The sequence below is a fragment of the Pantoea sp. AG1095 genome, assembly GCF_003208415.1.
In the GTDB taxonomy this organism is placed as follows: Bacteria; Pseudomonadota; Gammaproteobacteria; order Enterobacterales; family Enterobacteriaceae; genus Pantoea; species Pantoea leporis.
In genome coordinates, this window is the sequence record NZ_QKMJ01000016.1 from 48,184 (window position 1) to 73,647 (window position 25,464).

Consider the following 25,464-nt stretch of genomic DNA (forward strand, 5'->3'; position numbering starts at 1 on the left):
ACTTGATACTGTATGACTATACAGTATAATTAGCGGCAACAGAACGAGCGACATACTTGATGTCGACTCACCCAGCATGATTAGGAGTGGAAATGGCGATCGACGAGAACAAACAGAAGGCTTTAGCTGCCGCACTGGGCCAGATTGAGAAGCAATTTGGTAAAGGCTCCATCATGCGCTTGGGTGAAGACCGCTCAATGGATGTCGAAACCATCTCTACCGGCTCACTGTCACTGGATATCGCGCTGGGCGCGGGTGGCTTGCCGATGGGCCGTATCGTTGAGATTTACGGACCAGAATCTTCGGGTAAAACCACGCTGACGCTGCAGGTTATTGCTTCTGCACAGCGTAAAGGTAAAACCTGTGCCTTTATCGATGCTGAGCACGCACTGGATCCGGTGTACGCGAAAAAACTGGGCGTTGATATCGATAACCTGCTGTGTTCACAGCCGGATACCGGTGAGCAAGCGCTGGAGATTTGTGATGCGCTGGCGCGTTCAGGCGCAGTTGACGTCATCATCGTCGACTCCGTGGCGGCGCTGACGCCGAAAGCGGAAATCGAAGGCGAGATTGGCGATTCGCACATGGGTCTGGCCGCTCGCATGATGAGCCAGGCAATGCGTAAGCTGGCGGGTAACCTGAAGCAGTCCAACACGCTGCTGATCTTCATCAACCAGATTCGTATGAAGATTGGTGTGATGTTCGGTAACCCGGAAACCACAACAGGCGGTAACGCACTGAAATTCTACGCTTCTGTTCGTCTGGATATCCGCCGTATCGGTGCGATTAAAGAGGGCGACGAAGTGGTAGGTAGCGAAACCCGGGTGAAAGTCGTGAAGAACAAAGTTGCGGCACCGTTTAAGCAGGCTGAATTCCAAATCATGTACGGAGAAGGTATCAACACCTTTGGCGAGCTGGTGGATCTTGGCGTGAAGCACAAACTGGTTGAGAAAGCCGGCGCGTGGTACAGCTACAACGGTGAGAAGATTGGTCAGGGTAAAGCTAACTCCACCAACTTCCTTAAAGAGAACCCGGCGATTGCGAATGAAATCGACAAGAAGCTGCGTGACTTACTGCTAAGCGGTGATGTCGCTGCCGCAGACACCGCGAAAATCTCCGCGGATGATCGCGAAGAAGCCAGCGAAACAAACGAAGATTTCTAAAATATTAACGGGAGCAGAAATGCTCCCGTTTTGCTTTTCCCCGCCAGCGCTTTTCCTCTCTGCCTTCTTGCTTTACTCTGCGACCCTGCACGACTGTTAGAACAAGGTTGATCCTATGTCATCATCACCATCTGCGGCACCGGTGCCAACATATTCCCGTTTACTCGACCGCGCTATGCGCATCCTTTCGCAGCGCGACCATAGCCGTGAAGAGCTGAAGCGTAAATTGCAGCTCTCTTCCCAACGTGCGGCTTATCTGCAGCAGCAGGAAAACACGCCCATTCCCGACGAGTTACTGGAAAAAGTGCTCGACTGGTGTCAGGAGAGCGGTTGGCTCAACGATGAGCGCTTTACCGAACGCTTTATTCAGAGCCGTGCGCGTAAGGGATATGGCCCACAGCGCGTGCGGATAGAGTTGCAGCAAAAAGGCATTGGCCGCGATGAGATCAATCAGGCGCTGTTCGATACCGAAGTGGACTGGAGCCAGTGCGCAGCCGAACTTGCCAAACGCAAATTTGGCGAACCCTTACCGCAAACCTGGACTGAGAAAAGCAAGGTACAGCGTTTTTTAATGTCGAAAGGCTTTATGATGGAAGATATTCAGGCTGTTTTCAGAAATAGTGACGACTGAAAGGCGATGTGATTTTACTTCCCACTGAAGAAAATTTATCTTATTCCCACTTTTTGTTCCTCAGTCAGCGGCAGGCCGGATGGATAGGGTTTGCCAGCGAAAGGGAACGTTCGTTAGCGTGATTCCAGGAATTTTATGAGCAAGAGCACTGCTGAGATCCGTCAAGCGTTTCTCGACTTTTTTCATAGCAAGGGACATCAGGTTGTAGCCAGCAGCTCCCTCGTACCGAACAACGACCCGACTTTGCTGTTTACCAATGCCGGGATGGTCCAGTTTAAAGACGTTTTCCTCGGTCAGGATAAGCGCGACTATGCGCGTGCAACGACGTCGCAGCGCTGTGTGCGTGCCGGCGGCAAGCATAACGACCTCGAAAACGTGGGCTACACGGCACGTCACCACACCTTCTTTGAAATGTTGGGCAACTTCAGCTTTGGTGATTACTTCAAGAAAGAAGCGATCGCTTATGCATGGGAACTGCTGACGGGTGAGCAGTGGTTCAAGCTGCCTAAAGAGCGCCTGTGGGTGACCGTCTATGAAACAGACGATGAAGCCTTCGAAATCTGGGCTAACGATATTGGTGTGCCGCGCGAGCGCATTATCCGTATCGGTGACAACAAAGGCAGCGCTTTCGCATCAGACAACTTCTGGCAGATGGGCGACACCGGACCTTGCGGTCCATGTACCGAAATTTTCTTCGATCACGGCGATCATATCTGGGGCGGCCCACCGGGCAGCCCGGAAGAAGATGGCGATCGTTACATCGAGATCTGGAACATCGTCTTCATGCAGTTCAACCGTCAGGCCGACGGCACCATGGAGCCGCTGCCTAAACCGTCAGTGGATACCGGCATGGGTCTGGAGCGTATTGCTGCCGTGTTGCAGCACGTTAACTCCAACTATGAAATCGATCTGTTTGCCAAACTGATCAAATCAGTTGCGCAGGTAACTGGTGCAACCGATCTGGATAACAAGTCGCTGCGCGTTATCGCTGACCATATTCGCTCTTGTGCCTTCCTGATCGCCGATGGCGTAATCCCATCGAATGAAAACCGCGGCTATGTGTTGCGTCGCATTATTCGTCGCGCGGTACGTCACGGCAATATGCTGGGTGCGAAAGAAGCCTTCTTCTACAAGCTGGTTGCGCCACTGATTGAAGTGATGGGAGCTGCAGGCGAAGACCTGAAACGTCAGCAGAAGCATGTTGAAAACGCGCTGAAGAACGAAGAAGAGCAATTTGCTAAAACGCTGGAGCGTGGACTTGCACTGCTGGATGAAGAACTGGCCAAACTGCAGGGCGATACGCTTGATGGCGAAACGGTGTTCCGTCTGTACGATACCTTCGGTTTCCCGGCGGATTTGACCGCTGACGTGTGCCGTGAGCGCAATCTGAAGATTGATGAAGCGGGTTTTGAAGCCGCGATGGAGCAGCAGCGTCAGCGTGCGCGTGAAGCCAGCGGTTTTGGTGCCGACTATAACAATGTCATTCGCATTGATGCCGCAACCGACTTTAAAGGCTATGACCATCTGGAACTGAACGCGACAGTCGAAGCACTGTTCGTCGACGGTCAGCAAGTTGAGCAGATCAGCGCGGGTCAGGACGCGGTGGTCGTACTGGACGAAACGCCGTTCTACGGCGAGTCAGGTGGACAGGTTGGCGATACCGGCGTGTTGGCTGGGCAGAATGCTGAATTTAGCGTTCAGGATACGCAGAAGTATGGTAAAGCGATTGGTCATATCGGTAAGCTGAGCAGCGGTCAGTTACGCGTTGGTGACCGTTTGCATGCGCAGGTTGATGAAACGCGTCGCGCGCGCATCCGTTTGAATCACTCCGCCACGCACTTACTGCATGCAGCACTGCGTCAGGTGTTGGGTGATCACGTAGGACAAAAAGGCTCGCTGGTTAACGATAAATATCTGCGTTTCGACTTCTCTCATTTTGAAGCCATGAAACCGCAGGAAATCCGTCAGGTTGAGGATATTGTTAACGCGCAGATTCGCCGCAACCTTGTCGTTGAGACCGAAATCATGGATCTCGATGATGCAAAACAGAAGGGCGCAATGGCGCTGTTTGGTGAGAAATACGATCAGCGCGTACGTGTGCTGACCATGGGCGATTTCTCTACCGAACTCTGTGGTGGTATTCACGCGCTGCGTACCGGTGATATCGGCCTGTTCCGCATTCAGTCTGAATCGGGTACTGCTGCAGGTGTACGCCGCATTGAAGCTGTAACCGGCGAAGGTGCGTTGGCACAAGTGAATGCGCAGAGCCAACAGTTGCTGGATGTGGCGCAATTGGTGAAAGCCAATAGCAGTAACCTGAATGAGAAAGTGCGCGGCTTAGTTGATCACGTCCGCGCGCTGGAAAAAGAGTTGCAGCAACTGCGCGATCAGCAAGCTGCGCAGGAAAGCGCGTCACTGAGCAGTAAGGCGATTGACGTTAAAGGCACGAAGTTGCTGGTCAGTGAACTGAGCAACGTTGAGCCGAAAATGTTGCGTACCATGGTTGATGATCTGAAGAACCAGTTAACGTCTGCCATTATCGTGCTGGCAACGGTTGATGATGGCAAAGTTTCACTGATTGCTGGCGTGACCAAAGATCTTACTGACCGTGTAAAAGCCGGCGAGCTGATTGGCGAACTGGCCTCTCAGGTTGGTGGTAAAGGCGGTGGTCGCCCAGATATGGCTCAGGCCGGCGGTACAAATCCGCAGGCGCTAGCGGGTGCGCTGGCAGGCGTGCAGGAATGGGTCAGTAACCGACTGTAACGTATAAAACTTCGCATTGTGATAAGCGCCAGAAGCCCGTTTTCTGGCGCTTTTTTAACGCGGTGCACACCAGGTAATGACAAAGTCCGGTTGATGTAGTGTATTTCGGCTAAACTAACTATCAGCAGAATGTATTGGCATGGCGAAGCACAATGGTGTATTTGTCATAGGCATTGTTCAGCGTTATATGATGGATACGGCCGGGAGACCGAACAAGCCCGACTCTTTTAATCTTTCAAGGAGCAAAGAATGCTTATTCTAACTCGTCGAGTTGGTGAAACCCTCATGATTGGCGATGAGGTGACTGTAACGGTGCTGGGTGTAAAAGGTAACCAGGTCCGCATTGGGGTTAACGCGCCTAAAGAAGTTTCGGTACATCGCGAAGAGATCTATCAGCGTATTCAAGCCGAAAAAACTCAAGCCTCGAGTTACTAACGGATTCAGCGCCTCGCTCATGAGCGAGGCGCTACCGGTTTTTCCTCTCCAGCCCCACACATCTTCCGCTTTTCGCTCTCTATTACCAATTCTCTTTAACGCCCATTTCTGTTCTCCAGCAGGCTTTCTTTGTTGATAAATCACTCTTTTTGTCGCTAAAGCATCCGAATTGAGTGTCATTTGTGCAATCAAACAAAAGGCTGGAAATAAATGTTTGACTTATAAGTCCGGGAAAGTAATATGTGCGCCACGCAGTGCCGATGAGCAGAAACAAGTTCAGAAGCACGGTTCGGAAGAACGCGTAAGGTGAGGTGGCCGAGAGGCTGAAGGCGCTCCCCTGCTAAGGGAGTATGCGGTCAAAAGCTGCATCCGGGGTTCGAATCCCCGCCTCACCGCCATTTCCGATGCATCCATAGCTCAGCTGGATAGAGTACTCGGCTACGAACCGAGCGGTCGGAGGTTCGAATCCTCCTGGATGCACCATTCGGAAAGGTGAAGTAAGAGTGAACGAGCAGTTCCTTTCATGGTGAGTTGTTAGCACCCTGCGTTGTACAAGAATTAACTCGATGCATCCATAGCTCAGCTGGATAGAGTACTCGGCTACGAACCGAGCGGTCGGAGGTTCGAATCCTCCTGGATGCACCATTCTTCGTATCATCCTCAGGTTGTTTCAGTTAGTCCATCGTAAGAAAACCTCAATGCATCCATAGCTCAGCTGGATAGAGTACTCGGCTACGAACCGAGCGGTCGGAGGTTCGAATCCTCCTGGATGCACCATTCCTCTTCAAACTTTTCAAAATTTATTTCAGCAGTAACTCAATGCATCCATAGCTCAGCTGGATAGAGTACTCGGCTACGAACCGAGCGGTCGGAGGTTCGAATCCTCCTGGATGCACCATCTCTTCTTCGATACCTTTCTGTTTTTGACTCTCAGTTTCCGAATCCTGCAGCAATCAAATCAACTTGTAAAAAAATCGCTGAATTTACCGGCGTTTATCCACGGCATTGCACTCTGACCTTTTTCTGAAAACGAAAAAAACTAATGCTTTCAAAGCATTTGCGGTTAAGCGTGCCTGGCGACAACCTGAGCGCATTACGCTAAAGTAATGGCTCATTTTGTGGTGCTCGATGGAGTGACAATGTACGACCAATATGACGCCCTGATTTTCGATATGGACGGCACAATTCTGGATACTGAGCCGACACATCGAAAAGCCTGGCAGCAGGTGCTTGGCCGCTATGGTTTCACCATGGATGAAGAAAAAATGGTGGGCTTCAATGGCGCTCCAACCTGGCAACTGGCGCAGTTCATTCTTGAGCAGAACAATGCAACGCACGATCCGCATCTGCTGGCGGCGGAAAAAACCGCTGCACTGAAAGCGATGTTGCTGGATGACGTGCGTCCGCTGCCGTTGATGGACGTGGTAAAGGCTTATCATGGTCGCCGTCCGATGGCGGTGGGCACCGGCAGTGAACACAGCCTGGCAAAAGCCTTACTCGAAGAGTTAGGTGTTTACCACCTGTTTGATGCGGTGGTCGGAGCGGATGACGTACAGCGTCATAAGCCGCAGCCGGATACCTTTTTACGCTGCGCTGAATTAATGGGTATCGCACCCGAGCGCTGTGTAGTGTTTGAGGATGCTGACTTCGGCGTACAAGCCGCCAAAGCAGCAGGCATGGACGTGGTTGATGTCCGTTTACTGTGAATGAATTTCTGACCTATGGATCGTTATTCGGCAGCAGCTTTCTTAGCGCGACTCTGTTACCGGGAAGCTCGGAAGCGGTGCTGGTTGCACTGCTGATCGCCCAAAAAGGTTCGGTTTATGGATTGTTATTGGCTGCATCAGTGGGAAACACGCTGGGTGGCCTGACCAACATTCTTCTTGGTCGCCTGATGCCGCCATCAGGGCAAGGGCGATGGCACGACACAGCAATGACGTGGTTACACCGATTAGGACCTGCAGCACTGATTTTTAGCTGGCTGCCGGTAGTGGGCGACTTACTCTGCGTGCTCGCAGGTTGGTTGCGCTTTGCCTGGCTACCTTCAGTGCTGTTCCTCGCCATGGGTAAAACGCTGCGTTATATCGTTATCGCGACCGCCACATTGCAAACAATGCAATGGTGGCATTGATTCGCACAGATTCGAGGCTACGGCTAACATTATGCTGAACAAAAATAAATTATTAACACAGCGGGAGGTTAACGTGATCCCGGACGTATCTAAGGCACTTTCCTGGCTGGAGGCGCATCCTGACGCGTTAAAGGGTATCGGCCGTGGTATTGAGCGCGAATCATTACGCGTAAAACCCGATGGTCACCTGGCAACCACAGGACATCCTGAGTCACTCGGTTCGGCGCTTAAGCATGATTGGATCACCACCGATTTTGCCGAAACGCTGATGGAGTTCATCACGCCAGTTGATCAGAGCATCGATCGTTCACTGGCGTTCCTGCGCGATATTCACCGTCATGTGGCGCGTGAGTTAGGCGAGGAGCGCTTGTGGCCTTTCAGCATGCCGGGCTTCATTGATGACGTTGATAGCATCGAGTTGGCGCAGTATGGCAGCTCGAACATTGGCAAAATGAAAACGCTGTATCGTCAGGGGCTGAAGAATCGCTACAGCGCGCTGATGCAGATTATCTCTGGCGTGCACTACAACTTCTCGTTGCCGCTGTCGTTTTGGCAGGAGTGGGCGGATGTAAAAGATGCCGAAAGCGGCAAAGAGACCATCTCTGCCGGCTATCTGCGTCTGATTCGTAACTACTATCGTTTTGGCTGGGTTATTCCGTATCTGTTCGGTGCATCGCCAGCGATTTGCTCCTCGTTCCTGCAAGGGCGCGAGAGCAATCTGCCGTTTGAAGGTGATGGCAAGGGTACGCTGTGGCTGCCTCACGCCACCTCACTGCGCCTGAGCGACCTTGGTTATACCAACAAATCGCAGAGCGGTTTGGGTATCACTTTTAACTCGCTGGAAGGTTACGTTGCAGCACTGAAGGCAGCGATTAAAACGCCGTCGGAAGAGTATGCCGCCATGGGCACCAAAGACGCCGATGGCAACTGGCTGCAGTTGAACACCAATGTGCTGCAAATTGAAAACGAGCTGTACGCGCCGATTCGTCCGAAACGCGTTACGCGTTCAGGCGAGGCACCATCTGATGCGCTGCTGCGCGGCGGTATTGAATACATTGAAGTGCGTTCGCTGGACATTAACCCATTCTCCGCGATTGGCGTAGATGCCGATCAGGCGCGCTTCCTCGATCTGTTCCTGATTTGGTGTACGCTAGCTGATGCGCCAGAAATGAGCGCGGATGAGCTGCTGTGTACGCGTAAAAACTGGAATCGCGTGGTGATGGAAGGGCGTAAGCCTGGCCAGGTCATTGCAGTAGGTTGCAGCGAAAAAGAACATACGCTGGTTGAAGTGGGTAAAGCGCTGTTTGCCGATCTGCGTCGCGTGGCGGAAGTGCTCGACAGCAATCACGGCAACACGCAATATCAACAGGTTTGCGATCAACTGGTGGCATCTTTCGACGATCCTGAGCTAACCTATTCGGCGCGCATCCTGCATGCGATCAAAGAAAACGGTTTGACCGGCGCGGGTGTGGCATTGGCAGAGCAATATCGTCATCTGCTGTGTGAAGAGTCGTTAGAGATTCTGACCGAAGAAGATTTTAGTCGTCAGGCGTTAGAGTCGGTGCAGGCACAAGAGAAGCTGGAACAGAGCGATACGCTGGATTTCGAAAGCTACCTTGCGGGTCGCGAAGGCTAGAAAAGAAAATGGCCACATCAATGTGGCCAAAATAAACATCTCTGTTGTCAGGGATGATGATAACAAATGCGCGTCTTTCATATATTCAGACGCTGGACGAACAGAAAAGTTTCATCGTTTTAAAAAAAATCTCAAAACAGGAGGTGACGTATGCCACTACTGGATAGTTTTACTGTTGATCACACCATCATGGGCGCACCTGCAGTACGCGTAGCAAAAACCATGAAAACTCCGCATGGCGATACCATCACCGTTTTCGACCTGCGTTTTTGCCGTCCGAATATTGATATTCTGACTGAGCGTGGCATCCATACGCTGGAGCACCTGTTTGCTGGCTTCATGCGTAATCATCTGAATGGTGATGACGTTGAAATCGTCGACATCTCGCCAATGGGTTGCCGCACCGGCTTCTACATGAGTTTGATTGGTACGCCTGACGAGCAGCGTGTAGCGAAGGCCTGGAAAGGCGCGATGGAAGATGTTCTGAAAGTCAAAGAGCAGGGCCAGATTCCAGAGCTGAACGAATACCAGTGCGGCAGCTACAAACTGCACTCACTGGATGAAGCGCAGCAGATCGCGCGCAATGTGCTGGCGCACGACATCGGCGTGAACCGCAACGAAGATTTGAAGCTGCCAGCGGAAAAGCTGAAAGAGCTGCACATCTAGTTGAGACACCATGAAAAACGCCGCGATTATCGCGGCGTTTTTGTTTACAGGCTTCAGGAGCCGATGGTGGATTTCAGTGCGTGGTGTGGCGTAATGCGCACCTGCTTCACCATGTTGTCCTGCACATCAAGGATATCGATATCGTAGGCGCCAAGGGTGACGCGAGTATCGACCAGCGGAATCTCTTCCAGTGCTTCCAGCAGCATGCCGTTAATGGTGCGCGCATCCTCTTCCGGTAACGTCCAGTTAAAGGCTTTGTTGATTTCACGCACATTGGCGCTGCCTTCAATCAATACCGAACCATCATTTTGCGGCATGACTTCTTCGGCCAGCGACGGCGACATGGAGGTGGTGAAATCGCCGACGATCTCTTCCAGAATATCTTCAATCGTCACTAAGCCTTTAACATCGCCATATTCATCAACCACCATGCCGACTTTCTTTTTGTTGCGCTGAAATTTAACCAGCTGCACGTTAAGCGGCGTGCCTTCCGGTACATAGTAAATCTCATCAGCAGCACGCAGCAGGCGATCTTTGTTGAACTCTTTCTTCTCGGTCATCATGCGCCAGGCTTCACGCACGCGCAGCATACCAACGCAGTCATCCAGCGAGTCACGGAACAGGACGATACGCCCATGCGGCGAATGACTCAGCTGGCGCTCAATCGATTTCCAGTCATCATTGACGTTGATGCCGACGATCTCATTGCGCGGCACCATGATGTCATCCACGCTGACTTTCTCCAAATCGAGCACTGACAGCAGCATGTCCTGATTACGCCGCGACATCAGCGAGCGCGACTCATGCACAATGGTGCGCAACTCTTCTTTGCTTAACGCCGAACTGATGGAACCGTCGGTTTTAATGCCCACCATGCGCATCAGAATGCGGGTTATGGTATTCAGCAGCCACACCAGCGGCAGCATCACATACTGCAGCGGAGCCAGTAACACGCTGCTGGGATAGGCCACTTTTTCTGGATAGAGCGCCGCGACCGTTTTCGGCAGCACTTCGGCAAAAACCAGCACGACAAAAGTCAGAATGCCGGTGGCAATCGCTACGCCAGCATCGCCATACAGGCGCATACCGACAATGGTGCCGAGTGCGGAGGCGAGAATATTAACGAGGTTGTTGCCGATTAAAACCAGGCTGATCAGGCGGTCGGGACGACGCAGAAGTTTTTCTACCCGACGCGCACCGCGATTGCCGCTTTTGGCTTTATGGCGCAGTTTGTAGCGATTAAGCGTCATCATGCCGGTCTCTGAACCGGAGAAATAGGCAGAGACCAGCACCATGATGACCAGCGTAATGATCAGCGTGGTGGTTGAAACGTGTTCCAACACAAAATCCTTAGTGAGAGGTGAGCAGGTGCTGAAGCACGCGGCTGCCGAAGTAGGCCATGGTTAGCAGCAATGCGCCGCCACAGTTAAACCACACGACGCGGCGTCCGCGCCAGCCTTCACGATAGTGTCCCCAAAGCAGAACAATGTAGACAAACCAGGCAATGATGGAGAGAACCGCTTTATCCACATTCTCAGCGCTAAACAGGTTATGCATGAAGAGCAAACCGGTGCACAGCACCAGCGTCAACAGCACAACGCCAATCTGCGTGATGTGGAACATTTTGCGCTCAATGCTGAGCAGCGGCGGCATATCCTGAGTGAAAGCCAGTTTCTTATTTTTCAACTGGTAATCGATCCACGCCAGCTGCAGCGCATACAGTGCCGCGATGATCAGCGTGGCATAGGCAAACAGCGACAGACCGATGTGAACCATCATGCCCGGCGTGGTTTCCAGATGCGTAATAAAGGCATTGGGCACAAAGGTGGCAAAGGCCAGATTAATCAATGCAAAGCTGTAAACAATCGGCAGCAGCAGCCAGCCACGATTGCGCGAGGCGACAATCGTCATGATGGCGCAGATCAGCAGGCTAACCAGCGAGCCGATATTAAGCAGGCTGAGGTTTTGCCCATTATCAACAGCAAAAATGCGCTGCTGCAGAGCAACGGCGTGCGCAATCAGCGCCACGCAGGCAGAAAGCACAGCAAAACGACGCCAGCCACCGTTGCGTTTAAGCAGGCTGGGAATGATCAATGCAAGGCTGAGGGAGTAGGCGAACAGCGCCACGATCGCGAAAACGAACATAGATCCTTTCAGGTATCGGTCAGATAAGGAAAAAAGCAGTATAGCGCCAGCAGCAGCAGGCTCCAAACGATCTGACGGTCAATTGCAGAGATCGCTTCGTCTTCGTGTTATAATCCGCCGCATTGTGTCGCCTATGGCGGCCTCGCTACGGTTCTAAGTGAGAGAGCATGTTTGATAATTTAACCGATCGTTTGTCGCAAACCCTGCGCAATATCAGCGGCCGCGGAAGGCTGACTGAAGACAACATCAAAGACACGCTGCGTGAAGTCCGCATGGCGCTGCTGGAAGCTGACGTTGCGCTGCCGGTAGTGCGTGAATTTATTAATCGCGTGAAAGAGGCCGCCGTTGGCCACGATGTGAACAAAAGCCTGACGCCAGGCCAGGAGTTCATCAAAATCGTGCGCAACGAACTGGTTGCGGCGATGGGCGCTGAAAATAATGCGCTCAATCTGAATGCTCAGCCGCCAGCCGTGGTGCTGATGGCAGGTTTGCAAGGTGCTGGTAAAACCACTAGCGTGGCGAAACTGGGTAAATTCTTGCGCGAGAAGCATAAGAAGAAAGTGCTGGTAGTTTCTGCTGACGTTTATCGCCCTGCGGCGATCAAACAGCTGGAAACCCTGGCTGGCCAGGTCGGCGTGGATTTCTGTCCGTCCGATCTGAGTCAAAAGCCGGTCGATATTGTTCAGAACGCGCTAAAACAAGCCAAAGTGCAATTCTACGATGTGCTGCTGGTGGATACCGCCGGTCGTTTACACGTCGATGAAGCGATGATGGACGAAATCAAACAGGTACACGCCGCGATAAATCCGGTGGAAACCCTGTTTGTGGTCGATGCTATGACCGGTCAGGATGCCGCCAACACCGCGAAAGCCTTCAACGAAGCGCTGCCGCTGACCGGTGTGATCCTGACTAAAGTCGATGGTGATGCGCGCGGTGGTGCGGCGCTGTCGATTCGTCATATTACCGGCAAGCCCATCAAATTTATGGGGATGGGCGAAAAGACCGAAGCGCTGGAAGCTTTCTATCCAGAGCGTATCGCGTCGCGCATTCTCGGCATGGGCGATGTTCTGTCGCTGATCGAAGATATTGAGAGCAAAGTTGACCGCGATCAGGCGGAGAAACTGGCTAAGAAACTGAAAACCGGCGACGGTTTTGATCTCAACGACTTCCTTGAGCAGTTAAAGCAGATGCGCAACATGGGCGGCATGGCGAGCCTGATGGGCAAACTGCCGGGCATGGGGCAACTGCCTGACAACGTGAAATCGCAGATGGATGACAAAGTGCTGGTCCGCATGGAAGCCATCATCAATTCGATGACGCGTAAAGAGCGTGAGAAGCCAGAAATTATCAAGGGTTCGCGCAAACGTCGTATTGCGCTGGGCTCAGGCATGCAGGTGCAAGATGTCAACCGACTGCTGAAACAGTTCGATGATATGCAGCGCATGATGAAGAAAATGAAGAAAGGCGGCATGGCCAAAATGATGCGTGGCATGAAAGGTATGATGCCGCCTGGATTCCCTGGTCGCTAAGGCGACCTTCATAAAGCCGGAAATTTGGCACGCTTAGGTTGCTTTTTGCGCCAAAATGAGTAAAATTTTCGGGCTTTTTATATCGCGCTCGGGCCCCGTTCCTCGATGGGGCCCGAGCGCTTTATTAACTAATGAGGATGTTATGGTAACAATTCGTTTGGCACGTCACGGCGCTAAAAAGCGTCCGTTCTATCAGGTCGTCGTCACTGACAGCCGCAATGCTCGTAACGGTCGTTTCATCGAGCGCGTAGGTTTCTTCAACCCGATCGCTTCTGGTCAGGCTGAAGGTCTGCGTCTGGATCTGGACCGTATTGAGCACTGGGTTGGCCAGGGCGCAACGCTTTCTGATCGCGTTAACGCGCTGATCAAAGAAGCAAAGAAAGCAGCTTAATCTGTCACGGTGGTGAGCATGAGCATTAAACCTGCCGGGCAGCCTCCCGTTAACCCGATTGTATTGGGAAAAATGGGCGCGGCTTACGGAATTCGGGGTTGGCTCAAAGTGTTTTCCTCCACTGAAGACGCTGAAAGCATCTTCGACTACCAACCTTGGTTCATCCAGCGCGCCGGTAAATGGCAGCAGGTCGAACTCGAGGGCTGGAAGCACCACAATCAGGACCTGATCATCAAAGTCAAAGGCATTGACGATCGGGACGCTGCGGCACAGTTGACCAATTGCGAAATTACGGTCGACTCCACGCAGCTGCCAGCGCTGGAAGCAGGCGATTACTACTGGAAAGACCTTATGGGAATGAAAGTAGTGAACCTCGAAGGCTACGAGATGGGCAAAGTCATTGATTTGATGGAAACCGGATCGAACGACGTTCTCGTCGTTAAGGCAAACCTGAAGGATGCATTCGGTGCGCAAGAGCGGTTAATCCCGTTTCTTGATGAACAGGTTATCAAGAAAGTCGATCTCTCTACTGGCCTTATTGAAGTAGATTGGGATCCTGGTTTTTGATCTCCGGACAATCCGGTAACGTAACGGCGAACGCGATGTGGATTGGTGTTATTAGCCTGTTTCCAGAGATGTTTCGCGCTATTACCGAGTACGGGGTAACTGGCCGGGCAGTAAAAAATGGCCTGCTCGACATTCAAAGCTGGAGTCCTCGTGACTTCACGCATGACCGGCACCGTACCGTGGACGATCGTCCTTACGGCGGCGGACCGGGAATGTTGATGATGGTGCAACCCTTACGGGACGCCATCTCCGCAGCGAAAGCAGCGGCGGGAGAAGGTGCTAAGGTGATTTATCTTTCACCTCAGGGACGCAAACTGGACCAACAGGGCGTTTGCGAACTGGCGACCCATCAGAAGTTGATTCTGGTGTGTGGTCGCTACGAAGGGATAGATGAGCGCGTGATTCACACTGAGATTGATGAAGAGTGGTCAATCGGTGATTACGTGCTCAGTGGCGGTGAGCTGCCAGCCATGACGTTGATTGACTCGGTCGCGCGGTTTATTCCCGGCGTACTGGGAAAACAGGCGTCAGCCGATGAGGATTCGTTCTCGGATGGTTTGCTGGATTGCCCGCACTACACCCGACCTGAAGTGTTAGAAGGGATGGAAGTTCCGCCAGTTTTACTGTCGGGCAACCATGCCGATATTCGCCGCTGGCGCCTGAAACAGTCGTTAGGCCGTACCTGGCTAAGAAGACCTGAACTTCTGGAAAACCTGGCTCTGACTGAAGAGCAAGCACGGTTGCTAAATGAGTTCCAGCGTGAACATCAGCAGCAACAAAACGATGAGGCGGGAGAGTAATCTTCCCTCACTATCAGTTTACCCAGGATAAGAGATTTAATTATGAGCAACATTATCAAGCAACTTGAACAAGAGCAGATGAAGCAGGACGTACCTTCATTCCGTCCGGGTGATTCCGTGGAAGTGAAAGTATGGGTCGTAGAAGGTTCTAAGAAGCGTCTGCAGGCATTCGAGGGCGTGGTTATCGCTATTCGTAACCGCGGTCTGCATTCTGCATTCACTGTTCGTAAGATTTCTAACGGCGAAGGTGTTGAGCGTGTCTTCCAGACTCACTCTCCAGTAATTGACAGCATTGCTGTTAAACGTCGTGGTGCTGTGCGTAAAGCCAAACTGTATTACCTGCGTGAGCGTACCGGTAAGTCAGCTCGTATCAAAGAGCGTCTTGGCGCGTAAGCGACTTCTCAAAGTTAATAGCAAACAAGGGGTTGGCCATTTGGCCAGCCCCTTTTTTTTATGGGCGTATAAGGGCGCAGGATCATCCCTAAGATGGAAAGTGTATGTTTCCTGAAAACAATGAAAATCAAAATGTTATACCAAAATTTTAGTTGAGAGCATCATCAAAACATAATTAGGTGTAACCTTTAGTTTACATTACCATTCTGTCATCATTTCTGTTATTCGTATGATTTTAATGAACATTTTAATATTTTCTATGATTTTTATTTGATGTGGTAATAAATGTGTACATGGGTGGATTGCAACCTGTACAGGGTGTGATAAAGTAAGCGCCATCCTCAGTGAGGATCCCAAACCGCATAAACGAGTAAAAAGGATCGCAATCATGCAAAAAGACGCGCTGAACAATGTGCATATCGCCGACGAACAAATTTTGATTACCCCGCAAGAGCTGAAAGCCAAATTCCCGCTCACTGCGGCGCAGGAAGCGCAAATTGCGTCTTCTCGCCAAACCATTGCCGACATTATTGCGGGCCGCGATCCGCGTCTGTTGGTGGTTTGTGGTCCTTGTTCGATTCACGATACTGAAGCCGCACTTGCCTATGCCCGTCAGTTGCAATCTCTCTCTGCACAGTTGAAGGATCAGCTGTACATCGTTATGCGCGTTTATTTTGAAAAACCTCGAACCACCGTCGGCTGGAAGGGGTTAATCAACGATCCTTACATGAACAACTCGTTTGATATGGAAGCTGGCCTGCATATCGCGCGTCAACTGCTGGTTAATCTCGTGGAGATGGGTTTACCGCTGGCGACCGAAGCGCTGGATCCGAATAGCCCGCAATATCTTGGCGATCTGTTTAGCTGGTCAGCGATTGGTGCGCGTACCACTGAATCACAAACCCACCGTGAAATGGCTTCAGGCCTTTCCATGCCGGTTGGTTTTAAAAATGGTACGGATGGCAGCCTGGGCACCGCGATTAACGCCATGCGCGCCGCCGCAATGCCGCACCGTTTTGTTGGCATCAATCAGGCCGGCCAGGTTTGCTTGCTGCAAACGCAGGGCAACCCAGATGGGCATGTGATTCTGCGCGGCGGTAAAGCACCAAACTACGGTCCAGAAGATGTCGCTCAGTGTGAAAAAGAGATGCTGAAAGCGGGACTGCGTCCGGCCTTAATGATAGATTGCAGCCATGGTAATTCTAACAAAGACTATCGTCGCCAGCCTGGCGTAGCCGAATCGGCTATTGCGCAGATTAAAGATGGAAACCGTTCCATCATTGGCCTGATGTTGGAAAGCAACATTCATGAAGGCAACCAGTCTTCTGAACAGCCACGTAGCGAAATGAAATACGGTGTGTCCGTCACTGATGCCTGCATCAACTGGGAAACCACTGAAACGTTGCTGCGTGAAATCCATCAGGATCTGCAGGGAGTGCTGTCGGCGCGTCTGTCACACGAGGTGTAATGAGTCATGGTGGCTGAACTGACCGCGCTACGCGATCAAATCGATGAAGTAGATAAAGCACTGCTTAGGTTACTGGCAAAACGACTGGAGCTGGTAGCCGAAGTAGGGGAAGTTAAAAGCCGCTACGGTTTGCCGATCTATGTTCCTGAGCGTGAGGCCAGCATGCTGGCTTCACGCCGCCAGGAAGCTGAAGCGCTCGGCGTGTCGCCGGACTTGATTGAAGATGTATTGCGTCGTTTGATGCGTGAATCCTATGCGCATGAAAATGACAAAGGCTTCAAAACGCTGTGTCCGACGTTGCGTCCGGTGGTGATTGTAGGTGGCCGCGGCCAGATGGGGCGTCTGTTTGAAAAGATGCTGACGCTTTCTGGCTATCAGGTCCGCATTCTGGATAAAGGCGATTGGGAACGCTCTGACGAGCTGCTGAAAGATGCGGGCATGGTGATCATCAGTGTGCCAATTCATCTGACCGAGCAAATCATCGGTGAGCTGCCGAAATTGCCAGAAGACTGCATTTTGGTCGATCTGGCTTCGGTGAAGAATCGCCCGCTGCAGGCGATGCTGGCCGCGCACACCGGACCGGTTCTGGGCTTGCATCCGATGTTTGGCCCGGACAGCGGCAGCCTGGCAAAGCAGGTTGTGGTTTGGTGTGATGGCCGTCAGCCGGAAGCTTATCAGTGGTTCCTTGAGCAGATTCAGGTTTGGGGCGCGCGGCTGCATCGTATCAGTGCCGTTGAGCACGACCAGAATATGGCGTTTATTCAGGCACTGCGTCACTTTGCGACTTTCGCTTACGGTCTGCATCTGGCGGAAGAGAACGTTAATCTGGATCAGCTGCTGGCGCTATCTTCACCGATATACCGCCTTGAACTGGCAATGGTTGGACGTCTGTTTGCGCAGGATCCGCAGCTTTACGCGGACATCATCATGTCCTCGGAGAGTAATCTGGCGCTGATTAAACGTTATTACCAGCGATTTGGCGATGCGATCAAACTGCTCGAGCAGGGCGATAAGCAAGCCTTTATCGATAGCTTTGAGCGCGTCGAACACTGGTTTGGTGATTACGCGAAACGCTTCCTGGTCGAAAGCAGAAGCATGCTGCGATCGGCGAACGATAGCCGGCAGTAAAAAACAAAAGGCATCCGTGAGGATGCCTTTTTGCTTAGAGGCGCGGCTCAACCGGCACCACATTCTCGCCTGGATAGCAGCCAAGAACTTTTAATGAACGGGTTAAGCCGCTCAACTCGGTTAACGCCAACTGCATATTTTCTGACTGCAGATTGCCCTGCACATCAATATAAAACATCTCTTCCCACGGATTGCCGTTGATGGGACGGTTTTCCAGTTTGCTCATGATGAGGCCGTGGTTACGTAATACCATCAGCGCTTCAACCAATGCCCCCGCTTGTTGACCCGTCGCCATGATCAATGTTGTTTTCGCCGGAACCTGACCCGAAACTTCAATCGCTTTACGTGCCAGCACGATGAAGCGCGTATGGTTCTGCTGTTGATTGGCCAGATTGCGCTCCATCACCTGCAATCCATACAGCTCACCGCCCGCTTCGCTACCCAATGCGGCAACCTTTGGTGAATTCATCGCTGCCACTTTCTCCATCGCTGCAGCGGTGCTTTCGGTGTATTCGATTTTCCACTGCGGGAAACGATTAATGAACTGGCTGCACTGCTGGAATGGCTGAGGATGACTGTAAACCGTTTCGATCTGCTGCAAATCGGTGCTGCCGTTGACCAGCACACAGTGCTCAATTGGAATGGTCAGTTCACCCACAATCGATAGCGTGGTTTGCTGAAGCAGATCGTAAACGTCGTTGATCGAACCAGAGCTGGTATTTTCAATCGGCATCACTGCGTAGTCCGCTTGTCCACTTTCCACCTGATGGATGATGTCATGGAATTTCAGGCAGCCGATCTCAACCATTGAATCAAAATGTCGGGTGGCGTATTTGCGCGCCGCAAGATGTGAGTAGGAACCTTTCGGACCGAGGAATGCAATGCGCGGTGCGTGAGCATGTGGATGGTTGAGATTCTTTTGCAACAAGGCTTGCTGAGTAAGAACCGAATCTTCAATCACCAACTGAAACAGGCGAGTGATGTAATGCGCATCAAGCTGATGCTTTTTACCCAGTGAAATTAAGTTTTCCAGCAGAGCGCGTTCACGCTCAACGTCGCGGATAGGGCGATGCGTTGCCAGTTTAGCCTGCGCAACTTCAACGGCCAGTATGCGACGCGCCGACAAAAGCGCTAAGAGTTTTTCATCAACGGCGCTGATTTTATCGCGTAATGCCAGCAGCGGATTTTCGGGATTCATAGGGCTCACCTGTAAAATGTCCAATAAAAAAGCCTCCCATTTGGGAGGCTTTGTTGTTCGTCTTCGCATTCATTTTCACATGACGAATCGCCTCCCAATCAGGGGAAGGTAAAAAAGAATGCGAAGAAGAACGGCAGATGTTTCATGGTTGTTTCCATAAATGAAGTGGCTTGAGAGTAACCGCAGTGATTTAAAGCTGTCAATAAAAAACGCGCCCGGAGGCGCGTTACTAAAGATGTTTGCTTATTCCGTAGGAAGAAAATCTTTCACACTGCTGTTGGCGCGACGGGCTTCGGGTTTGTGTTGCGCTTTATTGAGTTGTCGCTCCAGCTTGGCAATCAAGTCATTGATGGCCGTATACATATCATCATGTTTCGCGCTGGCAACCAGCGTACCGTTAGGCGTATTAATGGTGGCATCAGCCACAAACTCCTTCGGCTCTTTCGATAACACAATGTGAGGGTTTATCAGATGTGTTTGCCATTTTTCCAGCTTGGCGAGACGCTCTTCAACGTGGTTACGGATGGCCTCGGTGATTTCCATTTGTTTGCTGGTAATGTTCAGAATCATAGTTAAACCTCTCTGTCATTTCCGTGTGGGTAGGTCCAGCATACCGCGGAAATTAAGAAAATGTGTGATCTAAATCACATTGAAATGTCACTTTTTGTCAATGCCGCTTAATTGTGAGAAAGGCCGGGAAAGTGGCGGGAAATACTTGAAGACGACTGGGGAAGGGCGCATGATTGACTGGATAACTGCAGCGATAAATCTGTAAAAATGCTGAATTATCCACAAAGTGACATAAAAAAAGCAGCCTCACGGGCTGCTTTTTTGTGGGTGTAATAATCAGGACTGATTATTTGCCGCAATGATTTTTGCCACTTTGTCGGCCTCGGCCGTCAACTGCAGCTGGCGGTAAGCATTCTCCATCAACGGCAACGCTTCATGGGTCGCCTCAGTATCCGGATAATCCTTCATCATTGTTTCCACGCGGTTAACAACAGCGACATAGGCACCGCGCTTGGTATAGAATTGCGCCACCGAGAGTTCATACTTCGCCAGGCGCTCTTTCAGGAATGCCAAACGTTTCTGCGCATCCGCAGCATATTGGCTGTTTGGATAACCGCGCAGTAATTGCGAGAAGTCACGGAAAGCATCACGAGCGTGCGTCGGATCACGATCGGAACGATCGATACCGAAGAAGCCCTGCAGTGCAGAATCGTCCAGCGCCATATCCGTCAGACCTTTCATATAGATGACATAGTCGATATTCGGATGGGTTGGATTCAGACGCATAAAGCGAGAAATAGCGGCTTGCGCCAGTGGCAGATCGGCATTTTTGTAATACGCGTAGATCAAATCCAGCTGTACTTGCTGCGAGTAAGGACCAAACGGATAGCGGTTATCCAGTGCTTCCAGTTGCTTAATCGCCGCTTTAAAGTTACCGTCCTGCAGCTTTTGCTGGGCCGTGGCGTAAATTTCAGACGGCGGGCTGTCCGGGACTGGATCTGATGAGCCAGAACAACCCACAAGCGCCAGGCTCAGGCTCAGTGTGGCAGCAGCCACCAGATGTTTCATACGCGTCATGACGAAATGATTATCCTCAAAGTGTTGTAGCAGAAGCTGTCCGTATAGCTCCCAGTTATGACCAGGTACGATAGCACATTATATTAAACGGCATCGCCGTGAAAACCCAACGTTAACGAAGAAGCTGTATATGGCACAACAAGTTCAACTCACCGCAACGGTGTCCGAAGCACAGCTTGGACAACGCTTAGATCAGACTTTGGCAGAATTGTTCCCTGATTATTCACGTTCTCGCATAAAAGAATGGATTCTTGAGCGCCGAGTCAGCGTCAACGGCACTATCATCGATAAACCAAAAGAAAAAGTTTTTGGCGGTGAGCATGTCTCGATTGATGCTGAGATCGAAGAAGAGCAACGCTGGGAAGCGCAAAATATCCCACTGAATATCGTCTATGAAGATGACGACATTCTGGTCATCAACAAACCTCGCGGTTTGGTGGTACATCCCGGCGCCGGTAATCCTGATGGCACAGTGCTTAACGCACTGCTTTATCACTATCCACCGATCGTTGATGTGCCTCGTGCAGGTATTGTTCATCGTCTGGATAAAGATACCACCGGTTTGATGGTGGTCGCGAAAACCGTTCCTGCGCAAACGCACCTGGTTGAAACGCTGCAGCTGCGCGAAATCACGCGTGAGTATGAAGCGGTGGCTATTGGCACCATGACTGCGGGCGGTACGGTGGATCAGCCCATGGCGCGCCACTCAACCAAACGTACGCACATGGCGGTGCACCCGATGGGTAAACCGGCAACCACGCACTATCGTATCATGGAGCACTTTCGTGCCCATACGCGTTTGCGTTTGCGTCTCGAAACCGGTCGTACCCATCAGATTCGTGTGCATATGGCGCATATCAACCATCCGCTGGTGGGCGATCCGCTGTACGGGGGCCGCCCACGTCCGCCAAAAGGGGCATCTGAAGCTTTCATCACTACGCTACGGGGTTTTGATCGCCAGGCGCTGCATGCCACGATGTTACGTCTCTATCACCCAATCACCGGTATTGAGATGGAATGGCATGCGCCGTTGCCGCAGGATATGGTCGATTTAATTGATGCGCTGAAAGCCGATACCCTTGAATTCCGCGATCAGATGGATTGGCTATGAGTGAATGGATCATCCCGGATTGGCCTGCGCCGCAGCATGTTCGGGCATGTTCCACCACGCGTTACGGCGGCGTCAGCGCTGCTCCATGGGATTCGTTGAATCTTGGTGGGCATGTTGGCGACGCTGAGGCGCATGTTGCTCAGAATCGTCAACGCCTGGTTGAACAACTGACGTTACCTGCAATGCCGCAATGGCTGGATCAGATCCATGGTCAAGTGGTTGCGCGTTTACCCGCCAGCGATCCGCTGCCGCGCGCTGATGCCGCAATCACGCGTGAAAGCGGGGTGGTTTGCGCAGTGATGACGGCGGATTGTTTGCCGGTGCTGTTCTGCAGCAAGGATGGCAGTGAAGTCGCGGCAGCACATGCCGGTTGGCGTGGACTCTGTAATGGCGTGCTGGAACAGACGTTGTCACAGTTTCACTGCGCGCCAAATGACATTCATGCATGGCTTGGTCCGGCAATTGGGCCGCTGGCATTTGAAGTTGGCTCGGAAGTCAGAACGGCATTTATGGCCCATGATTCACAAGCGGAAGAGGCTTTCCGCCCGGCGGGTAACAAATACTTCGCCGATATTTGGCTGCTGGCGCGTCAGCGTCTGCAGGCCGCCGGCGTGCATTCCATCAGCGGTTCAACGCGATGTACCTTCCATGAGCGCGATGATTTTTTCTCCTACCGACGCGACGGAATCACCGGGCGTATGGCAACTTTGATTTGGCTGAGATAACCTTACGCCACAAGACGGTCCAGTTAGCGTATTTTTTGCTCACAACTCAGGTCATTAACCTTGAAAAATTTGAGGGATGACCTCATTTAATCTCCAGTAGCATTTTGACCTGTAATGGGAGGAATTATGCGTCTGGATCGTCTTACTAATAAATTTCAACTGGCACTTGCCGATGCACAGTCCCTTGCTCTGGGACATGACAATCAATTCATTGAACCCCTTCATTTGATGAGCGCATTGCTCAACCAGGAAGGCGGATCGGTGCGTCCGTTGCTCAGCGCAGCGGGTGCCGACGTGGCTGGCCTGCGTACCAGCATTGAACAAGCGATTAATCGACTACCTCAGGTTGAAGGCACGGACGGCGATGTGCAGCCATCCGCCGATCTGATTCGGGTACTCAATCTGTGCGACAAGCTGGCGCAAAAGCGCGGCGACAACTTTATATCATCTGAATTATTTGTATTGGCGGCCCTTGATTCACGTGGCTCGCTGGCTGATCTATTGAAATCAGCTGGCGCGACTCCGGAAAAACTCTCTGCGGCCATCGAGCAAATACGGGGAGGAGACAGCGTGAACGATCAAGGGGCTGAAGATCAGCGTCAGGCATTAAAAAAATACACCATCGACCTTACAGAGCGTGCCGAACTCGGCAAGCTGGATCCGGTTATCGGTCGTGATGAAGAAATTCGCCGCACCATTCAGGTGTTGCAGCGTCGTACCAAAAATAACCCGGTGCTGATTGGTGAACCCGGCGTCGGTAAAACGGCTATTGCCGAAGGTTTAGCGCAGCGCATCATCAATGGCGAAGTGCCGGAAGGGCTGAAAGGCCGTCGCGTGCTGGCTCTGGATATGGGTTCGCTGGTGGCGGGCGCCAAATATCGCGGTGAATTTGAAGAGCGCCTCAAAGGCGTGCTTAGCGATTTGGCGAAGCAGGAAGGCAACGTCATTCTGTTTATCGACGAACTGCATACCATGGTGGGCGCAGGTAAAGCCGATGGCGCCATGGATGCCGGCAACATGCTGAAACCCGCATTGGCGCGCGGTGAGTTGCACTGTGTCGGCGCAACTACGCTGAATGAGTATCGTCAGTTCATTGAGAAAGATGCGGCGCTCGAACGTCGTTTCCAGAAAGTCTTTGTTGCTGAGCCGAGTGTCGAAGATACCATTGCCATTCTGCGCGGACTGAAAGAACGCTATGAGCTGCACCATCACGTGCAGATCACCGATCCGGCGATTGTGGCTGCGGCGACGTTGTCGCATCGTTACATCTCCGATCGTCAGCTGCCGGATAAGGCCATCGACCTGATAGACGAAGCGGCCTCAAGCATTCGTTTACAGATGGATTCGAAGCCTGAGTCCCTTGATCGCCTTGAGCGCCGCATCATCCAGTTGAAACTTGAGCAGCAAGCGCTGAAGAAAGAGTCTGATGACGCCAGCGTGAAGCGTCTGGAAATGCTGGAAAGTGAACTTGACCAGAAAGAGCGTGAATATGCTGAGCTGGAAGAGGAGTGGAAAGCGGAAAAAGCCTCATTAACCGGCACGCAGAACATTAAAGCAGAGCTGGAACAAGCGCGCCTGACGATGGAGCAAGCGCGTCGCGTTGGTGACCTGGGTCAGATGTCTGAGCTGCAGTACGGTAAAATTCCGGAGCTGGAGAAACAGTTAGCCATCGCTACGCAGTCTGAAGGCAAAACCATGAAGCTGTTACGTAATCGCGTAACGGATGTGGAGATTGCCGATGTACTGGCGCGTTGGACCGGAATTCCTGTCGCACGCATGATGGAAGGCGAGCGCGACAAGTTGCTGCGTATGGAGCAGGATTTGCATTCACGCGTCATCGGCCAGAACGAAGCGGTAGAAGCGGTTTCGAATGCGATTCGTCGTAGTCGTGCCGGCTTGTCCGATCCGAATCGTCCAATTGGTTCCTTCCTGTTCCTCGGACCAACGGGAGTAGGGAAAACCGAGTTGTGTAAAGCGCTGGCTAGCTTCCTGTTCGATAGCGATGACGCGATGGTGCGTATTGATATGTCCGAGTTTATGGAAAAACACTCGGTGTCGCGGCTGGTGGGTGCACCTCCGGGATATGTCGGCTATGAAGAGGGCGGTTATCTGACCGAAGCGGTACGTCGTCGGCCTTATTCGGTGATTCTGCTGGATGAAGTGGAGAAGGCGCATCCTGATGTGTTCAACATTCTGTTGCAGGTGCTGGATGATGGTCGCTTAACCGACGGACAGGGCCGTACGGTCGATTTCCGCAATACCGTGGTGATCATGACCTCGAACCTTGGCTCCGATCTTATTCAGGAACGTTTCGGTTCTCTGGATTATGCGGAGATGAAAGAGGTGGTGATGACGGTTGTGGGGCAGCATTTCCGCCCAGAGTTTATCAACCGTATCGATGACATGGTGGTGTTCCACCCATTGGGCGAAAAACACATTGCTTCAATTGCGCAGATTCAGCTGCAACGTTTGTATAAACGTCTTGAGGAGCGTGGCTATCAGTTGCATATCTCCGATGAGGCGCTCAAACTGCTCGGCGAGAATGGCTACGACCCGGTGTATGGTGCGCGTCCATTGAAACGTGCTATTCAGCAGCAGATTGAAAACCCGCTGGCTCAGCAGATTCTTTCTGGTGCCCTGGTTCCGGGAAAAACCATCGAAATGGATGTAAAAGACGATGTGATTGTTGCTCATCAGTAATCACTTCTGATTAAAACGGGCCTGCAGGCCCGTTTTTTTGGCCTTTTGCAAGAATTAGCTGCTTTTTGCAACGTATAGCCTGGAAAGTGAGCGGTCGCGCGAAAACTTCAAATTAGCACTTGTCAGCTGAAATGAACTCCCTATAATGCGCCACCACTGAGACGGCAAAGCGGCAACGCAGACGGCTCGGCAGGGAGTGAATAAATTCATCCCGCCGGATGAAAACGCTGAAAAAAGTGTTTGACTCCGAAGGAGAGTAGCGTAGTATACGCCACCTCGCGACAGACGGTTCAGCCG

Annotated in this window: 24 protein-coding genes, 5 tRNA genes and 1 other annotated feature; of the genes, 23 read left to right on the forward strand and 6 right to left on the reverse strand. The window is 51.9% G+C overall.

Features of this window, described 5'->3' with window-relative positions; translation table 11 throughout:
* Positions 1 to 92: 92 nt before the first annotated feature.
* The 13 genes from recA (at position 93) to luxS (ending at position 9,425) form a co-directional block, all read left to right on the forward strand.
* Positions 93 to 1,163 carry a recombinase RecA gene (gene recA / locus DEU53_RS21720; RefSeq protein WP_101762617.1) on the forward strand — a complete coding sequence of 357 codons (1,071 nt, stop codon included), beginning with the start codon at positions 93 to 95 and terminating at the stop codon, positions 1,161 to 1,163.
* Positions 1,164 to 1,278: 115 nt separating this feature from the next.
* Positions 1,279 to 1,794: a regulatory protein RecX gene (locus tag DEU53_RS21725; RefSeq protein ID WP_199559733.1), complete on the forward strand. Its 516-nt coding sequence runs from the start codon at positions 1,279 to 1,281 to the stop codon at positions 1,792 to 1,794.
* 135 nt (positions 1,795 to 1,929) lie between these two features.
* Positions 1,930 to 4,557, forward strand: a complete 2,628-nt coding sequence (gene alaS, locus DEU53_RS21730; protein ID WP_110868326.1) for an alanine--tRNA ligase — start codon at positions 1,930 to 1,932, stop codon at positions 4,555 to 4,557.
* Positions 4,558 to 4,806: 249 nt separating this feature from the next.
* Positions 4,807 to 4,992 carry a carbon storage regulator CsrA gene (gene csrA, locus DEU53_RS21735; RefSeq protein WP_008104508.1) on the forward strand — a complete coding sequence of 62 codons (186 nt, stop codon included), beginning with the start codon at positions 4,807 to 4,809 and terminating at the stop codon, positions 4,990 to 4,992.
* Between the two features lie 305 nt (positions 4,993 to 5,297).
* A tRNA-Ser gene (locus DEU53_RS21740) sits at positions 5,298 to 5,390 on the forward strand.
* Between the two features lie 8 nt (positions 5,391 to 5,398).
* Positions 5,399 to 5,475: transfer RNA gene (locus tag DEU53_RS21745), tRNA-Arg, on the forward strand.
* Positions 5,476 to 5,560: 85 nt separating this feature from the next.
* A tRNA-Arg gene (locus tag DEU53_RS21750) sits at positions 5,561 to 5,637 on the forward strand.
* Between the two features lie 55 nt (positions 5,638 to 5,692).
* Positions 5,693 to 5,769: transfer RNA gene (locus tag DEU53_RS21755), tRNA-Arg, on the forward strand.
* A 44-nt stretch (positions 5,770 to 5,813) separates the two neighbouring features.
* Positions 5,814 to 5,890: transfer RNA gene (locus DEU53_RS21760), tRNA-Arg, on the forward strand.
* 241 nt (positions 5,891 to 6,131) lie between these two features.
* Complete coding sequence (yqaB, locus tag DEU53_RS21765; protein ID WP_008108985.1) at positions 6,132 to 6,698, forward strand: fructose-1-phosphate/6-phosphogluconate phosphatase; 567 nt, start codon at positions 6,132 to 6,134, stop codon at positions 6,696 to 6,698.
* Positions 6,695 to 7,123, forward strand: coding sequence for a YqaA family protein (locus DEU53_RS21770; RefSeq protein ID WP_110868327.1), 429 nt, complete (start codon positions 6,695 to 6,697; stop codon positions 7,121 to 7,123). Before yqaB ends, DEU53_RS21770 begins: the two co-directional genes overlap by 4 nt.
* A 31-nt stretch (positions 7,124 to 7,154) precedes the next feature.
* Positions 7,155 to 8,759, forward strand: a complete 1,605-nt coding sequence (gshA, locus tag DEU53_RS21775; RefSeq protein ID WP_110868328.1) for a glutamate--cysteine ligase — start codon at positions 7,155 to 7,157, stop codon at positions 8,757 to 8,759.
* 150 nt (positions 8,760 to 8,909) lie between these two features.
* Positions 8,910 to 9,425 carry an S-ribosylhomocysteine lyase gene (luxS, locus tag DEU53_RS21780; RefSeq protein WP_110868329.1) on the forward strand — a complete coding sequence of 172 codons (516 nt, stop codon included), beginning with the start codon at positions 8,910 to 8,912 and terminating at the stop codon, positions 9,423 to 9,425.
* A gap of 53 nt (positions 9,426 to 9,478) precedes the next feature.
* Here the strand turns inward: luxS and DEU53_RS21785 are convergent, their stop codons facing one another.
* Both DEU53_RS21785 and DEU53_RS21790 read right to left on the reverse strand, forming a co-directional pair.
* On the reverse strand, positions 9,479 to 10,765 hold the full coding sequence (locus DEU53_RS21785; protein WP_110868330.1) for an HlyC/CorC family transporter: 1,287 nt from the start codon (positions 10,763 to 10,765) through the stop codon (positions 9,479 to 9,481).
* 10 nt (positions 10,766 to 10,775) lie between these two features.
* On the reverse strand, positions 10,776 to 11,570 hold the full coding sequence (locus DEU53_RS21790; RefSeq protein ID WP_008108993.1) for an inner membrane protein YpjD: 795 nt from the start codon (positions 11,568 to 11,570) through the stop codon (positions 10,776 to 10,778).
* Positions 11,571 to 11,737: 167 nt separating this feature from the next.
* On the opposite strand from DEU53_RS21790, the gene ffh reads away from it, so the two are divergent.
* From ffh to tyrA, 7 genes are all read left to right on the forward strand, one after another.
* Positions 11,738 to 13,099 carry a signal recognition particle protein gene (ffh, locus tag DEU53_RS21795; RefSeq protein WP_101762624.1) on the forward strand — a complete coding sequence of 454 codons (1,362 nt, stop codon included), beginning with the start codon at positions 11,738 to 11,740 and terminating at the stop codon, positions 13,097 to 13,099.
* A 142-nt stretch (positions 13,100 to 13,241) separates the two neighbouring features.
* Positions 13,242 to 13,490, forward strand: a complete 249-nt coding sequence (gene rpsP / locus DEU53_RS21800; RefSeq protein WP_007893313.1) for a 30S ribosomal protein S16 — start codon at positions 13,242 to 13,244, stop codon at positions 13,488 to 13,490.
* Positions 13,491 to 13,508: 18 nt separating this feature from the next.
* Positions 13,509 to 14,057: a ribosome maturation factor RimM gene (gene rimM / locus DEU53_RS21805; RefSeq protein ID WP_008108998.1), complete on the forward strand. Its 549-nt coding sequence runs from the start codon at positions 13,509 to 13,511 to the stop codon at positions 14,055 to 14,057.
* A 35-nt stretch (positions 14,058 to 14,092) separates the two neighbouring features.
* Positions 14,093 to 14,857: a tRNA (guanosine(37)-N1)-methyltransferase TrmD gene (trmD, locus tag DEU53_RS21810; RefSeq protein WP_192236546.1), complete on the forward strand. Its 765-nt coding sequence runs from the start codon at positions 14,093 to 14,095 to the stop codon at positions 14,855 to 14,857.
* Positions 14,858 to 14,899: 42 nt separating this feature from the next.
* Positions 14,900 to 15,250, forward strand: a complete 351-nt coding sequence (gene rplS, locus DEU53_RS21815) for a 50S ribosomal protein L19 (protein ID WP_007893316.1) — start codon at positions 14,900 to 14,902, stop codon at positions 15,248 to 15,250.
* Between the two features lie 388 nt (positions 15,251 to 15,638).
* Positions 15,639 to 16,718, forward strand: a complete 1,080-nt coding sequence (locus DEU53_RS21820) for a 3-deoxy-7-phosphoheptulonate synthase (protein WP_101762625.1) — start codon at positions 15,639 to 15,641, stop codon at positions 16,716 to 16,718.
* A 6-nt stretch (positions 16,719 to 16,724) separates the two neighbouring features.
* Complete coding sequence (gene tyrA / locus DEU53_RS21825; protein WP_110868331.1) at positions 16,725 to 17,846, forward strand: bifunctional chorismate mutase/prephenate dehydrogenase; 1,122 nt, start codon at positions 16,725 to 16,727, stop codon at positions 17,844 to 17,846.
* Positions 17,847 to 17,880: 34 nt separating this feature from the next.
* Here tyrA and pheA read toward each other — a convergent pair whose 3' ends face one another.
* The 4 genes from pheA to bamD all read right to left on the reverse strand — a co-directional run bounded on the left by pheA (position 17,881) and on the right by bamD (position 20,631).
* Positions 17,881 to 19,044, reverse strand: coding sequence for a bifunctional chorismate mutase/prephenate dehydratase (gene pheA, locus DEU53_RS21830; protein ID WP_110868332.1), 1,164 nt, complete (start codon positions 19,042 to 19,044; stop codon positions 17,881 to 17,883).
* 22 nt (positions 19,045 to 19,066) lie between these two features.
* Positions 19,067 to 19,191: a sequence feature (Phe leader region), on the reverse strand.
* Positions 19,143 to 19,190 (reverse strand): pheA operon leader peptide PheL, encoded by a 48-nt coding sequence (pheL, locus tag DEU53_RS21835; RefSeq protein WP_100703679.1) that lies wholly within the window; start codon positions 19,188 to 19,190, stop codon positions 19,143 to 19,145. It overlaps the preceding feature by 48 nt.
* 96 nt (positions 19,192 to 19,287) lie before the next feature.
* The gene (gene raiA, locus DEU53_RS21840) at positions 19,288 to 19,614 is read right to left on the reverse strand and encodes a ribosome-associated translation inhibitor RaiA (RefSeq protein ID WP_008109009.1); all 327 of its coding nucleotides are present in this window, start codon (positions 19,612 to 19,614) and stop codon (positions 19,288 to 19,290) included.
* Positions 19,615 to 19,890: 276 nt separating this feature from the next.
* Complete coding sequence (gene bamD / locus DEU53_RS21845) at positions 19,891 to 20,631, reverse strand: outer membrane protein assembly factor BamD (RefSeq protein ID WP_008109011.1); 741 nt, start codon at positions 20,629 to 20,631, stop codon at positions 19,891 to 19,893.
* 130 nt (positions 20,632 to 20,761) lie between these two features.
* On the opposite strand from bamD, the gene rluD reads away from it, so the two are divergent.
* The 3 genes from rluD to clpB all read left to right on the forward strand — a co-directional run bounded on the left by rluD (position 20,762) and on the right by clpB (position 25,167).
* On the forward strand, positions 20,762 to 21,742 hold the full coding sequence (rluD, locus tag DEU53_RS21850) for a 23S rRNA pseudouridine(1911/1915/1917) synthase RluD (RefSeq protein WP_110868333.1): 981 nt from the start codon (positions 20,762 to 20,764) through the stop codon (positions 21,740 to 21,742).
* Positions 21,739 to 22,467: a purine nucleoside phosphorylase YfiH gene (yfiH, locus tag DEU53_RS21855; protein ID WP_110868334.1), complete on the forward strand. Its 729-nt coding sequence runs from the start codon at positions 21,739 to 21,741 to the stop codon at positions 22,465 to 22,467. The genes rluD and yfiH overlap by 4 nt, the downstream gene beginning before the upstream one ends.
* Positions 22,468 to 22,593: 126 nt before the next feature.
* Positions 22,594 to 25,167: an ATP-dependent chaperone ClpB gene (gene clpB / locus DEU53_RS21860; protein WP_101762630.1), complete on the forward strand. Its 2,574-nt coding sequence runs from the start codon at positions 22,594 to 22,596 to the stop codon at positions 25,165 to 25,167.
* Positions 25,168 to 25,464 lie beyond the last annotated feature (297 nt).

Bases quoted from the DNA above. Each gene is read 5' to 3' on its own strand.
- yfiH (WP_110868334.1), top strand. From the start codon at position 21,739: ATGAGTGAATGGATCATCCCGGATTGGCCTGCGCCGCAGCATGTTCGG.
- rimM (WP_008108998.1), top strand. From the start codon at position 13,509: ATGAGCATTAAACCTGCCGGGCAGCCTCCCGTTAACCCGATTGTATTG.
- DEU53_RS21820 (WP_101762625.1), top strand. From the start codon at position 15,639: ATGCAAAAAGACGCGCTGAACAATGTGCATATCGCCGACGAACAAATT.
- alaS (WP_110868326.1), top strand. From the start codon at position 1,930: ATGAGCAAGAGCACTGCTGAGATCCGTCAAGCGTTTCTCGACTTTTTT.
- luxS (WP_110868329.1), top strand. From the start codon at position 8,910: ATGCCACTACTGGATAGTTTTACTGTTGATCACACCATCATGGGCGCA.
- pheA (WP_110868332.1), bottom strand. From the start codon at position 19,044: ATGAATCCCGAAAATCCGCTGCTGGCATTACGCGATAAAATCAGCGCC.
- rluD (WP_110868333.1), top strand. From the start codon at position 20,762: ATGGCACAACAAGTTCAACTCACCGCAACGGTGTCCGAAGCACAGCTT.
- bamD (WP_008109011.1), bottom strand. From the start codon at position 20,631: ATGACGCGTATGAAACATCTGGTGGCTGCTGCCACACTGAGCCTGAGC.
- rpsP (WP_007893313.1), top strand. From the start codon at position 13,242: ATGGTAACAATTCGTTTGGCACGTCACGGCGCTAAAAAGCGTCCGTTC.
- DEU53_RS21790 (WP_008108993.1), bottom strand. From the start codon at position 11,570: ATGTTCGTTTTCGCGATCGTGGCGCTGTTCGCCTACTCCCTCAGCCTT.
- yqaB (WP_008108985.1), top strand. From the start codon at position 6,132: ATGTACGACCAATATGACGCCCTGATTTTCGATATGGACGGCACAATT.
- trmD (WP_192236546.1), top strand. From the start codon at position 14,093: ATGTGGATTGGTGTTATTAGCCTGTTTCCAGAGATGTTTCGCGCTATT.
- csrA (WP_008104508.1), top strand. From the start codon at position 4,807: ATGCTTATTCTAACTCGTCGAGTTGGTGAAACCCTCATGATTGGCGAT.
- recA (WP_101762617.1), top strand. From the start codon at position 93: ATGGCGATCGACGAGAACAAACAGAAGGCTTTAGCTGCCGCACTGGGC.
- gshA (WP_110868328.1), top strand. From the start codon at position 7,155: ATGCTGAACAAAAATAAATTATTAACACAGCGGGAGGTTAACGTGATC.
- rplS (WP_007893316.1), top strand. From the start codon at position 14,900: ATGAGCAACATTATCAAGCAACTTGAACAAGAGCAGATGAAGCAGGAC.
- DEU53_RS21725 (WP_199559733.1), top strand. From the start codon at position 1,279: ATGTCATCATCACCATCTGCGGCACCGGTGCCAACATATTCCCGTTTA.
- raiA (WP_008109009.1), bottom strand. From the start codon at position 19,614: ATGATTCTGAACATTACCAGCAAACAAATGGAAATCACCGAGGCCATC.
- clpB (WP_101762630.1), top strand. From the start codon at position 22,594: ATGCGTCTGGATCGTCTTACTAATAAATTTCAACTGGCACTTGCCGAT.
- tyrA (WP_110868331.1), top strand. From the start codon at position 16,725: ATGGTGGCTGAACTGACCGCGCTACGCGATCAAATCGATGAAGTAGAT.
- ffh (WP_101762624.1), top strand. From the start codon at position 11,738: ATGTTTGATAATTTAACCGATCGTTTGTCGCAAACCCTGCGCAATATC.